Here is a 13,264-nt window from a genome sequence, read left to right as displayed (position 1 = left end):
CGAGTCACATCACCAGCCAGGCTGTCGTCACCGACCAGGTTGCCCTCGGTGACTTGCCAGGTGAGTTCCGGGTCGTCATCGCCGTAGATCTTCTCCTGATCATCGGCAGTGACAGTAATCGGGCGCGGGTCGATGGTTAACTGTCCATCGTTAAAGGCTAAACGGTAGTTTTTCGCCGTACCGTCAATGGCATGGAGATAGCTACCCGCATCGGTGCCGCTGCCACCGGAGGTTGTGACATTGCTGAGAACGGCTTCGGTCTCACCGGCGACCAACCCTTCGGCGGTGAATCCGGTGATGCTTTGCTTGGTGCCATCATAGGTGGTGGTGGCGCTGTTGGCAGTGACGGTGGCATTGGCCTTGTCGATGGTCAGCTCGCCCGGTTTGAAGGTCAGGGCGTAGTTGTTATCCGTGCCGCTGGCCTCATGCAAATAACTCCCAGCATCGGTGCCTCTGCCACCGGAGGTGGTGACATTGCTGAGAGCGGCTTCGGTCTCGTCAGCCACCAACCCTTCGGCGGTAAAGCCGGTGACGTCTTGCTGGGTGCCGTCATAGGTGGTGGTGGCGCTGTTGGCGGTGACAGTTAACGCGCGTTGTGTAACCTTTGCGCTATTCGGCTGGGTAAATTCAGCCAATGCATAATTGGCGGCATCTTCGCCATTCAGGCTGTTGGTATCGACGGTTTGGTCGTAAGTGCCCGCATTGACGTTATTGGACGTGCTGAGACTGACATCCGCCACTGCGGCTTCGGCCGTGGCCTGATCACCGTTCAACACCCCCTTCAGTGCCACATCCCCAGGCACGAGCGCGTCGCCGTACATGGATTCTGTCTCGGCAATCTCGGTGGCGGTCAATGCTAGGGGATCAACAGTGAGTGCGCCGGTTTGTTCTTCATTAGTGACGATGGCATACCCAAGCGCGTTCGAGAGGCCATCGGTGTAGTGAATGCGATGTTCCCCGGCTTCCTGATAGCCCGCATTGGAGAGCGCTTCATCGACAGACCATTGCGGCGTGCCACTCAGAATGCTGTCGTCGTCACTGTTGACGTAGCCGCGTGTGTTTTTGAGGTCATAATCCGCCGGGATGCTGTCGCCGTAGGTGACGGTCTTGCCAACGGCGCTGACCAGAATCTCGGGCTGTTTGCGGTAGATTAGATGACGCTCGGCGTTCAGCGGTGCCGTGAAATTGGTCTCGGAGGGGGTGCTGTTGTAGCGGAAATCTCCAGTTTCAATTAACGCTGCGATGGCCTCGCTACCCGATAAGCTGCCGGTATACAGCAGCACGCGCCCACCGCTGCCAGTGGTGAGGTCGCCTTGGTGATGGACTATATCCCCACCGCTGGAAGTGCCTGCGCTCTCACTTGTCCCGGCACTTAGGAGTAGCGCCTGATCTGAGGTGTCAGCGGTGGTGATATCACCTGTTAGGGTCAAGTCCCCCGTCTGGGTGGCGATATCGATGGCATCGGTTGCCGCCACCTCACCCAGTCGCAGCGCCTGTTGGCTGCTCAGTGAAATACCGCTCGCCGCGTCAAGGTTCAATACCGCATCATGCTCAGCGGTATTGCCTAGATCTACTGTGCTCGGCGAGACAATATCGGTATCCGTCTTATTGTAATCGCTGGTCGTCACCAGATTCACGTTAATGCCGGCGTCAAGGCGGTTTCTGATCGTGGTGCTATCAACGTCCGCTGGCTCGCCAGGCTCATCGGCCAGGACTATAGCGCTTTCATGCTGCACCCAATGCGCAGTATTTGTAGTGACCGCTAGGCCATCATATAAAGCCCCGGTATTCCGGCCTAGCAAGCCATCGGCTACCTCAATTTCGTTACCAGTGGCATTGCTGGCTGTGACACTGCCGCTGGCCTGAATATTGCGCAGTTCCCCTTCGTTATCACCGGTAAAGCTGCCCATGCCCAAGTAATCAGTCGAGTTGAACGTATTTCCAACAAGCCCGGCAACATCACCGCTGGCCGATGCATTTTCAATATCCCCTTCATTACGGCCAACCAGTCCACCCGCATACCCTCGAGTGGCTTCACTGGCAGTATCAGCAATGGTGACATCACCTGAAGAAGCAACATCTTGCAGGGTGCCGCCGGAACGGTGGTGACCGATAAGGCCGCCGACATGGGCGCCACCACTGATATCGCCACTGGCTGCACTGTTTTCAATCAGGGTGGTATTGAGTGTACTGCCCACCAGCCCGCCGGCGTTGAAGGAACTCGGGTCTCCGGTGACAGCGGCAGTAGAAGAACTGTTGGTAATGGTCGAATTGTCGGCTGACCCCACTAACCCGCCAACGTCGACGTAACTTGACACTTTAGCTAGGTCGCCATTCACCGCAACGTTATCCACAGTAGTATTGTCGATGCGACCCGCCAGTGAACCTGCGTAGTAAGAGAAACCTAAAGCATTGACTGAAGGATTATGCAGGGTCAGGTCAGTGATGGACGAGTCTGTAACCGCACCAAAGAGCCCTGAATCCCAACGATTACGCTCCAGGGTTAAATCACTGATAGTGTGGTTGTTACCATCAAAATGGCCGGTAAATAGCTCACCACCGAAGTTACCACCAATCGGCTCCCAGCCTTCACCCTCATTGGCATTTTCGCTGGCCAGCTCGGCGTAACCATCGGTGTTCGTATCCAGGTTACTTGCCAGTGCATAGTAATAACCACCGGTCAGCACATCGTCGTTGTGGTTGATGTTCTGCAACTGCTGCCAGTCGGTCAGGGTAAAGGGCTGATCTTCAGTACCAAAGCCATCTGCAAACAGCGTTGTCTGACTGGGGATATCCTCTTCGCGGGTGACGTTGGTGAGATAAGGGCGGGAAAGACCGTAACCTGCAGATTCTGCACCGGCACCAAAGGACCAGATGGATGCATCCCAACCGGCATCAGTAAAGGTGGAAGGGTTTTGCATCTCGGCGGTGGAAAGGCCTGTACCGCCAGCACTGTTACTCTGCCCAGTAGTTTCGGTGTCCCAGAAAGAGGCGACGACATCCCCTTGGTTCAAGCCAATGAGTCCACCCTCATTATCGGCATCAGACTCACCCTTATTTACTGTGCCAATGGCGTAGCTGTTGCGAACTTCAGATGAGCTGCTGTTGAACCCCGCAAGCCCGCCGATGTTCTTAGAACCTATCACGCTGGCGGTGGCGTAACTGTTTTTGACCTCGGAGGAGTTACCATGGAACCCCACTAGCCCCCCGGCATTAATTTCGTTGCCTTCTACGCTGCCGCTAGAGTAACTGTTGGCCACGGAACTAAAACTACTGTCCCCCACCAGCCCGCCGACTCGGATGTTGCCCTCTACGCTGCCGGAAGAATAGCTGTTAACTACGGAACTAAACTCGTTGCTCCCCACCAGCCCACCGACGTTTCTGTCCCCTCTCACGCTAACACCTTTCAGTCCCACATTTCGAATGGTCGCGCCATTGGTAGTGGCAAACAGGCCAACATTATTTTGAACGGGTCGGTCGATGTTAAGTTGGCTGAGCGTATTACTTTGACCATCGAATGTACCGCTGAAAGTGGCATTTAAATCACCAATCGGCTCCCAGCCTTTACCTTCGTTCGCTGTTGAACTGGCCAATGCCGTATAGCCTTCGGTGCTGGTATCCAGGTCGTTGGCTAGCACGTAGTGATAGCCGCCACTCAATACATCACTGTTATGGTTAATATTCTGTAGTTGCTGCCAATCAGTGAGGGAGTAGGGGGCAGTGTCGGTACCAAAACCATCGTCAAACAGGAGGGTCTTATCCGGGATATCTTCTTCACGAGTGGTGAGAGTTAAATAGGGGCGGAACACGCCGTAGCCCTCAATTTTGGCTCCACCTATGGTCCAGACCGAGTCATCCCAACTAGCAAAGGGGACGGCGGTGCTCAACGCTGCAAGGGTTTCGCCTTCGCCCACGCCGGAATCATTGATGTCGTTGATTGGGTTGCCGTCGTCATCCGTGATGGCGTAGTAGCTGGACGTGACGGTAAGGCTGCCGCTATTGCCGACGTTACCCAGCAACCCGCCAATATCGTTATTGCCGCTTACCGCACCTGTGGCGTAGCTATTCGTAATGCTTTTATCGCTAGATGTACTGGAGCTGAAGCCGACCAAGCCGCCAACATTGTCATCACCGTTTACCGCGCCAGTCGCATACGCATTTTTAATTGAGCCTGAGCCTATTACACCTACCAGCCCGCCAACGTTTTCACTGGTGGTACTACCGCTCACTGCGCCGGTGGCATAAGTGCTGTCGATTTCTCCGAAGTTTTGACCAACAAGCCCACCTACATTCTCAATGCCTTCTACGTCACCCGTCGCATAACTTCTATTGATTGATACTCTGGATCGCACAATCCCTGCCAACCCACCAGCAACTCGCTGACCTGACACATTACCGATTGCATAACTATCGGTTATTTCTCCGCTATCCATGGAGCCGATTAATCCTCCAGCTCTATCACCCGTAACTGCCCCGGTAGCAAAGCTGCGTCTTATGTTCATAGGACTTTCAGCACGACCGACTAAACCGCCTGTAGCACTTAGCGGGGCCTGTACCGGCCCTGTTACGTCTGCGGCGGAGGAGCTATCTTCAATGTTTGCCGTATCGCCTTGAACAAACGATCCGCCAATCAGCCCACCTACATCTGTCTCTGCCGTCACGATTCCTGATACGTGAACATTGCGTATAAGCAGATCCTGCGCAGTAGCAAAGCCTATGAGGCTGCCAACCAGTTCACGGCCGTTAATCTTGACGTCGATTAAATTAATATTCAAAAACTGGGTCGAAGCGCCAGGACCGCCAAATAAACCAATAAAGTTCTGACTTGGCCGATCAATGGTAAGTCCTGAAATGTTATGGCCCAGACCATCAAGCCCCCCTGAAAAGTCGTTAATTGGCTCCCAGCCTTGGCCGTTATTCGCGCTAGCGCTGGCCAACTCGGTATAGCCTTCGGTGCTGGTATCCAGGTCGTTGGCCAACACGTAATATTTACCGCCGCTCAACAAATCCGAGTTATGGGTAATATTCTGCAGCTGGTGCCAGTCAGTAAGGGAATAGGGATCAGTGTCGGTACCAAAACCATCAGCAAAAAGCGTTGTTTCCTCGGGAATGTCGCTATCTCGCGTTACATCCCTGAGATAGGGCAAAGAGACGCCATAACCTTCCAGATTCGACCCAGAGCCAAATGCCCAGACCGAGTTATCCCAACCGGAAAAGGTTCTATCGCCTTGCATGTCTGCAAGGTTTTTTCCTTCGCCCACCCCCGAGTCATTGGTCTGATTGATCTCATTGCCATCGACATCAGTGGTGGCATAAAAGCTGTTATTGAAAGTGACATTGATACCGAGCGAACCCACCAGGCCGCCGACATTGGTATTGCCACTCACCTGACCTATGGCGTAGCTGTTTTCGGTTGTGCCTTGCGAACTGAACCCCAGCAGGCCGCCAACATTATTTTCACCCGTTACCGGGCCTGTGGCGTAGGCGTTGATGATGCCGCCCAAATTTCCCCCTACCAGACCACCAACAGCATTCTCACCGGTTACCGCGCCAGTAGCGTAAGCATTGGTGATATCGTCATTCAGCTTGCCACCCACCAGCCCGCCAACGAACTCATCACCGTCGACATTACCACTAGCAGACACGTTACTGATCTGGCCCCCGCTGCTCCAACCGACCAGCCCGCCAACCTCTTTAGTGCCATTGACCGCGCCGGTCGCGTAAGCATTATCGATTGAGGCGTTGTCGTTGAAACCCACCAGCCCACCAACGCGTTCAGTACCGGTTACCGCGCCAGTGGCGTAGGCATCATTGATACTGCCCGTATTGCGGCCGACCAGCCCGCCAACGTTCTCGCTGTTGGAGTTACCGCTCACTGCGCCGGTGGCATAAGCGCTGTCGATTTCTCCGAAGTTTAAACCAACAAGCCCACCCACATTGCGGGTGCCTTCAACGTCACCGGTTACATAGCTTCTATTGATAGAACCCGAAAAGCGCCCTGCCAGCCCGCCTACAAATTCCTGTCCTGTCACCTTACCGGTTACATGGCTATCGGTTATTTCGCCGCTCCCCCCCGCCCCTATTAATCCACCGACACTTTCACCAGTAACAGTCCCGCTGGATGAGCTGCGTCTTACAATAATAGAGCCCCCCGCTACACGACCGACGAAGCCACCTACATCAGAAATAGGGTTGCCCGGACCCAGCCCCGTTACGTCTGTGGAAGAAGAGCTATCTTCAATGATCGCCGGGGCGTCGCCTGAAATCAGCATACCGCCAACCAGCCCGCCTACATCTGACTGCGCTGTGACGCTACCGGACAGGTCAACATTTCGTATAACAAACTGCTGCCGCGCGATGCCTATCAGGCTACCCACACCTGATCTGCCATCGATGCTGACGTCGACTAAATTGATATTCAAGAACCGGCTTGCACCACCAAGGCCGCCAAATAAAGCCACCCTGGTCTCACCTGGCTGATTGATGGTCAGCCCTGAAAGATCATGACCCAGCCCATCGAAAATGCCTTCAAAACCGGCGATCGGCGCCCAACCCTGGTCGCTATTCCAGCCCGCCGTGCTACTGGCATCAATATCCGCCCCAAGGGCATAGTTGCCGTTATTGTCACGAATGGCCTGCAGCGTGCCACCGGCATAATTGTTTTCAGCACCCAGCTCGGTAATAACGGTGAATTCCTGCACATCACCGTCACTGCCCAGCTGCGTCGAGAAGTTCTGGCCGGCTTGCAGATTGACCGGCGCATTAACGGTATAGATGGCTGTGTCGCCATTAATCTTACCGTTGGTGCTGCCCTGCCCATATTCCAAGGCCAGCTTGCCGCCATCGCCCTGGCTGGCATCCATTTCCTGGTTGATCTCGATATCCCGCTGGGCATTGAGCGTCAGGGTAGTGCCGCTGCTCCAGGTGACTTCGTCGTTGACGAAGATATCGCCGTTGCCGTCTTCTCCGCCTTTAACACTTTCAATGGTGACGTTGTTATCGGCGAGGTTATTGGACAGGGCGTTGCCGGTCATATCGCCGCCGGCTGGTGCGACGGTGTAATCCTGCGGATCAATCAGCCATTCGCCGGTCTCGCCGTTATCGGCGCGGGTGGTCACGGTGGCTTCGTCCATGATGCTGACTTTGGCGGCACTGGTTTCCACAAAGCCGCCGTCGCCGCCGTCAGGGTTCTGCGCAGCAGGCGCCGAGGCATCCAGAGTGCCGGCCACCTGGGTTTCGCCGCTGTCCATATCGCCCATCAACCAGATTTCACCCTGCTCGTTTTCCGCAAGGGTTCTGGCCTGGGTCACACCGGTGTGGTTGATCACGCTGGCGGCCAGGTCACCGGCGGCTTTGGCGGTGAGGTAAACGCGTCCACCGTCGGCCTGTATTGCGCCGCCTTGCTCAATGTAAGTGTCGAGTAGCGCTTCTTCGACCTCAATTTTGATAGGGCCGCCCATGTCCAGGGTGACGCGACTGCCCGCACCCATCATCACATCACCGCGAGGCGCACTGATATTCCCTCGGTTGATGATTTCGGCGGCAATTAGGGCGACATAGCCTTCATTACTGGCGCGGATGTTGCCCTGATTAATAATCGCGCTGCTGCTGGCGCCTTCGAAAGTGAAATCTCCGGCCATGAAGTCTTCAGGGCTAATATCCAGAGTGGAAGCCACCAGTCCGCCGACATCGACCTGGGCGGTGTCACTAAACACAATGCCGTTGGGGTTGACTAGAAAGACCTGACCGTTGGCATTAATCGCACCGCGAATCTGCGATAGCTGATCGCCGGTGACGCGGTTAAGGGCAGCGGCATCACGGCCGGGTTGATGGAAGTCAACGCGATGGCCTTCCTCCACGGAGAAGTCATCCCAGTCAATGGCCATGCGGTCACTGTTCTGATTGATCTGCATGGTGTGGCCAGACTGTTCGATACTACCGCTACCGGCACGTATATCGCCGCCCGAAGGCAAACCGCTGGCAAAGGCGCTTAAGGGAAACAGCAGCAGACTCCCGGCCGCCAGGCTTGCAACGGTACCAACAGTGCCCGAGCGTCGCGATACCGTTTTACCGCGACGTTTGACGTTCTCTGGTGCGACTTGCCATTGGCCCTTGGCTGCGTTCCAAACGGTGCGATAAATCCGGTTCATGCCGTGCCCCTTGCGAATGACGGTTTGTTAAACAGTGTGACTTGTTGGCAAGGGGGGGGCTTCCACTCAGCGCTACACTTTGACCAGTTAATCAATACCTCGAATGGGTAGCGATATGGCGCGCTTCGCCAGGGGGTATCCCAAACCGGTGTTTGAAGGCGCGGTAAAACCAAGAGAGATGATTGAATCCAGCGCGAAAGGCAATGTCGCTGACGGATCGTTGTTGCGTTGCTTGAGTGTTGGTGAGCGCGTCAAACGCAAGTTGTAGCCGCTGTTCGAGCAAGTAGTCGGTAAATGACGTGCCTTTACTATTAAACAGCACACGTATGTAGCTGGGCGATACCGAGTGTCGTAACGCTAAGTCTTCAAGGCACAGGGGAGTGCGAGCATGCATATTGATATCAGCCTTGATGGCTTTTAAGCGGGCATCTCTTAAGCCGCCTCGACGAGAGCGGATGCCTGCATCGCGAGTGGCACCTAGTGAGAGACACGCCAAGTCGAGTAGTTGACCGCTAAGCTGGGCGGTTGAGTGTCCATTGATAGCATCAGAACGCCGAGTAAGCGCCAGCGCGAGGCGGGTGAGGTGCTGAAGTGGCTCTCCAGGTGGCAGTAACGTTTTGGGTAAGCGATCAATGTCATCAATCAGTGGCATTAATTGCGCTCTTGAAAAAGCGATACTGAGGAAGTTGGCGCGCTCACCATAGAAGTCAACGCTACCTAACTGATGATTGAGCACAATGCGTGCACGGCCAGGCGTGCAGGCTAGTGAATCGTGTGCTTGCAGATGAGAAAGCCATCCGCCCGTACCACCAGGGTGGATCAAAAATGTAATATCGTCGTTGCCGTCGGCCACTTGAGGTGACTTGCGTGATGCATGCAATGAAGATGCTGTCACACTAGCTATGGAAACCCCAGGCAACAGCCTAATGCGCGTCTCAACATGAGGCGTTTGCTTTTTTGGCGCCCGAAGTTGCACTTGTGCCATTGCGCTGTAGATATCTTGAGCAGCTTCGAGTCGCTCGTTAGGAGCGAATTGACGGGTCGAAAATGAGAAAAATGCCATAACAAGTCAGCATGATAAGAAGTAATCGTTGTAAGTATGATTTTATTAATAAACATTAAGTGCGTTGAAGGCAAGTAAGCTGAAAAAGCTATGCCTGCCACTCTGGGTCGTGTACCTGGCAACGTGGCTAGCGGATGTCTTAGGGATAAAGCACCGGCTTTTTCGTTTGCACTACTGTTCATGCTCCCAAAAAGCTATTTTTATAACTGTATTTATAAGGCTGTTTGTGCCGCCCACTGCTGATCAAAACGGCAGTGAGGCAACGCTTAATTGGAGAAAACGATGTGAACGCGTTAGCTTAGCCTTAACGTATTTACGACTCTCCAGGGAACGGCCATGACCTCGCTATCACCACAGCAGACGCTGAAGGCAGTATTCGGATTTGATGATTTTCGCGGCGGCCAGCAGGCGGTGGTGTCCAGAGTCTTGTGCGGGCACTCTACCGCGGCGATTTTTGCCACTGGGGCGGGGAAGTCGCTCTGTTATCAACTGCCTGCACTTCATCTTCCGCACCTGACTCTGGTGGTATCACCACTGTTGGCGCTGATGCAGGATCAGCTCGCTTTTTTGGCACGCCATGGTGTTGCAGCGGCCAGTATTGATTCCACCCAGGATCGCGATACGACCCGCGAGGTGATGGAACGTGCCAAAAGTGGTGAGCTAAAAATCCTCATGGTGTCGGTGGAGCGGCTTAAGAACGAGCGCTTTCGGCACTTTCTACGTCAGGTACAGATATCACTGCTAGTGGTTGATGAAGCGCATTGTCTCTCTGAGTGGGGGCATAACTTCCGCCCCGATTACCTCAAACTGCCGGATTACCAGCGAGATTTCGCTATTCCCCAAGTGTTGCTACTGACAGCCACGGCCACGCCAGCGGTTATCGCTGATATGCGTGAGAAGTTTTCCATCGCTCCGGAAAATGTCATTACCACTGGCTTTTATCGCGCTAACTTAGCGCTTCTGGTGGTTCCCGCAATGGAAAATCGTCAGCAACAGCTGATTGATTGGCTTAAACCGCAAATGCCGCCTGGCAACGAAGCGCCCACGATTATTTACGTCACCTTGCAGCAAACCGCCGAGCAGGTGGCAAACGCGCTAGCGGCCCAGGGGATTGCCGCCCAGGCCTACCATGCGGGGTTGGATTCAGTCCGCCGTGACGAGATCCAGGGTCAGTTTATGAGCGGCGAGTCGCCCTGCATTGTGGCTACTATTGCCTTTGGCATGGGGATTGATAAAGGCAATATCCGCAACGTTGTGCACTTTGATCTCCCCAAATCGATTGAGAATTACAGCCAGGAAATTGGCCGAGCGGGTCGCGACGGGTTGCCTTCGACTTGCTTGACGATCGCTAGGCGCGATGGACTGAGGGTGCTGGAGAACTTCGTTTACGGCGACACGCCTGAATACGTGGGTATTCTGCGCTTACTGGAAGAAATCTCATCAGCTGGGCAGGCGCCAGATCGTCAGTGGGAAGTGTTGCTTACTACGCTTTCCCGAGATACCAATATCCGTCTGTTGCCGCTAAAAACGCTGCTGGTGAGGCTGGAAATGCACGGCATTATTGCGCCGCGCTTTGCGTTCTTAGCCGAGTATCGGTTGCGCTACCATATTGAACCTACTGCCTTGGTGGGGCGTTTTGAAGGGGAGCGGGCAGCCTTCGTACGCTTGTTGATCGACAATATTTCTATCGCCCGCACCTGGGGAACGGTGGATTTTGATCGACTGCATCAAGCTGGGCAGGCACTGCAAATTGATGCTTCAAGGGCCCGCGTGATTACCGCGCTTGAGTACTTCCAGGATAAAGGCTGGCTGACCCTGGAAGGTAAACGCATGACCGACGTGTATGAAATTTGTCAGCCGGGATTTTCGGTCGAGGCGGTGGCGAGCCAGTTGTTTAATGAGTGCCTGAATCGGGAGCGAATCGAAATTGAGCGATTACATTCCATGCTGGCGCTGTTTGAATCGGAAAGCTGCCTGACTAGGCGGCTGGCTGAGCATTTTGGGGATGCCACCTTTGATGGGCCTATTGGTACAGAGCAGAACCGCTGTGGTCACTGCTCTGTGTGCTACGGCAACCCAGTTAGGTTGCCGGATGCGCCGCCGTTGCCCGCTCTGTCTGATAATGATTTTACCTGCTATGCCACACCGCTGATTGAGCGCCACACGGAAAAGCTCGGCCAGCCACCCAGCGCCCAGCGGCTGGCACACTTCTTATGTGGCTTAACCATGCCGGTGTTTACTTCGCTCAAAGCGCGCGGCCTTAACGGCTTTGCGGTCTTTGAGCAGCGTGCCTATCCCGAGGTGCGACAGTGGGCAGAGCGCTATTTGACCAGTTCAGGCGGCGACACCTTACTACCAAACGGGGAAAGGATCGGGTAGCTGCTTCCAGGCTTCCATGCCTTCCAGCAGCTCCGCTTCGCTTAGCAAGCAGGCGTCCAGCGCTTCGCGCATGTTGTCTTGGTCTAAGTTCTGGCCGATAAACACCAGCTCCTGGCGCATGTCGCCAAACGGCTCCTGCCACTTTTCCATAATGAACTGGCGGGTTTCAGGATCTTCCGGCCAGTTGGCTTCGGGAATGGCTTTCCAGAACACCCCTGCAGGGCCGTGATGGGCAATGCCGCCTGCTTGGCTCCATTGGCCTGCATAGCGTGGCCGAGTCGCAAGCCAGAAAAAGCCTTTCGAACGCAGCAGTCCTTTACCAAACCACTCTTCGTTGAGTAGGTCGTGGAATTTCTGCGGGTGGAAGGGGCGGCGAGCGTGGTAGGCAAAGCTGCCGATGCCGTACTCTTCGGTTTCTGGTACATGCTCACCACGCATCTCTTTTAGCCAACCAGGCGCTTGCTGGGCGCGCTCAAAATTGAACTTGCCAGTATCCAGCACTTTCTCTAGCGGCACGCTGCCTTGAGAGATAGGTACCAGCTCCGCATCGGGGTTCAGCGAACGTAGAATCGCCTTTAACGCCTCGAGCTCTTTTTCACTGATCAAGTCGGTTTTGCTAATCAACAGCACATCACAAAACTCGATCTGGTCGACCAGCAGGTCGGCGACATTACGCTCGTCGTCTTCACCCAAGCTTTCGCCCGCTTCCGCGAGGCTCTGCGCTTCGCGGTACTGCTCAAGAAAATTGGCGCCATCGACCACGGTGACCAGCGTATCAAGGCGTGCAACCTGGGAAAGACTCTGGCCGCTTTCGTCTTCAAAGGTGAAGGTTTCCGCCACCGGTAGTGGTTCAGAAATGCCAGTGGACTCAATCACTAGGTAATCGAATTTACCTTCCCTGGCCAGTTGGCTAACCTCTTCTAGCAAGTCTTCACGCAGCGTGCAGCAAATGCAGCCGTTGCTCATCTCGACTAAACGCTCTTCAGAGCGGTTCAGCGCCACCTCGCCATCTAATGTTGATTCGCCAGGGCCGCCGCGCACTAATGCCCCGTCGATATTGACCTCGCTCATATCATTGACGATGACCGCAACACGGCGACCTTCGCGGTTAGCTAAAATATGATTGAGTACGGTCGTTTTACCGGCACCAAGAAAGCCCGAGAGCACGGTCACGGGTAGGGGAGAGAACGCGGTCATTGCTGATCACCTCTAAGCGGGTCTATGTTATGTGATAATATAACACTTGGTGGGCGGTTAGAAAGGTCCGTTTAGAAAATGATGGCGTTCCATTATCGTTGGATAAGTGAATTAGCGCTTATACTGCGTTGGGCAGTAGCCGCGTAACACATCAGGTGAGCGCAAAGCCGTATGTTTAGTCGCGCGACCAGTAACGCGTTTACGCCATAGCCGAAACGAAGCAGGCTTGAGCTGGTGGCGCATTACTTCGATAACGTCCGGCTCACCAAGGCCAAACAGTGTTTCTATCGCTTCAAACGGAGTGCGGTCTTCCCAGGCCATTTCAATCACACGGGACTGTTCTTCTTCGGGTAGACGACGAAAGCGTTTTACAGCAGCTTTAGGCATTAGGCACCTTACATATTGATGAAGCGTGCAAGCGACAAATAAGTATTAACTGTACCAGAGTTGGACGCTGATGTTTCTGTTGTACTAA

5 protein-coding genes are annotated in these 13,264 nt (G+C 54.5%); 1 reads left to right on the top strand and 4 read right to left on the bottom strand.

Annotated elements, in window-relative coordinates; translation table 11 throughout:
- On the bottom strand, positions 1 to 8,150 hold an 8,150-nt coding region (locus HZS79_RS09675; RefSeq protein ID WP_179927733.1), incomplete at its 3' end, for a GLUG motif-containing protein.
- A gap of 91 nt (positions 8,151 to 8,241) precedes the next feature.
- On the bottom strand, positions 8,242 to 9,213 hold the full coding sequence (locus HZS79_RS09670) for a helix-turn-helix transcriptional regulator (protein WP_179927732.1): 972 nt from the start codon (positions 9,211 to 9,213) through the stop codon (positions 8,242 to 8,244).
- 336 nt (positions 9,214 to 9,549) lie between these two features.
- On the opposite strand from HZS79_RS09670, the gene HZS79_RS09665 reads away from it, so the two are divergent.
- Positions 9,550 to 11,592, top strand: a complete 2,043-nt coding sequence (locus HZS79_RS09665; RefSeq protein WP_179927731.1) for a RecQ family ATP-dependent DNA helicase — start codon at positions 9,550 to 9,552, stop codon at positions 11,590 to 11,592.
- On the opposite strand, the gene zigA is transcribed toward HZS79_RS09665, so the two are convergent.
- On the bottom strand, positions 11,566 to 12,789 hold the full coding sequence (gene zigA, locus HZS79_RS09660; protein ID WP_179927730.1) for a zinc metallochaperone GTPase ZigA: 1,224 nt from the start codon (positions 12,787 to 12,789) through the stop codon (positions 11,566 to 11,568). The two genes, HZS79_RS09665 and zigA, sit on opposite strands and share 27 nt — an antisense overlap.
- A 111-nt stretch (positions 12,790 to 12,900) precedes the next feature.
- Positions 12,901 to 13,176, bottom strand: coding sequence for a TIGR03643 family protein (locus HZS79_RS09655; protein ID WP_162219711.1), 276 nt, complete (start codon positions 13,174 to 13,176; stop codon positions 12,901 to 12,903).
- Between the last annotated feature and the right edge of the window lie 88 nt (positions 13,177 to 13,264).

Origin of the sequence: Vreelandella zhaodongensis (assembly GCF_013415115.1) — a bacterium.
In the GTDB taxonomy this organism is placed as follows: Bacteria; Pseudomonadota; Gammaproteobacteria; order Pseudomonadales; family Halomonadaceae; genus Vreelandella; species Vreelandella zhaodongensis.
Note: the sequence above shows the minus strand (reverse complement) of the source record. Positions and strands in the feature narration are given on the sequence as shown.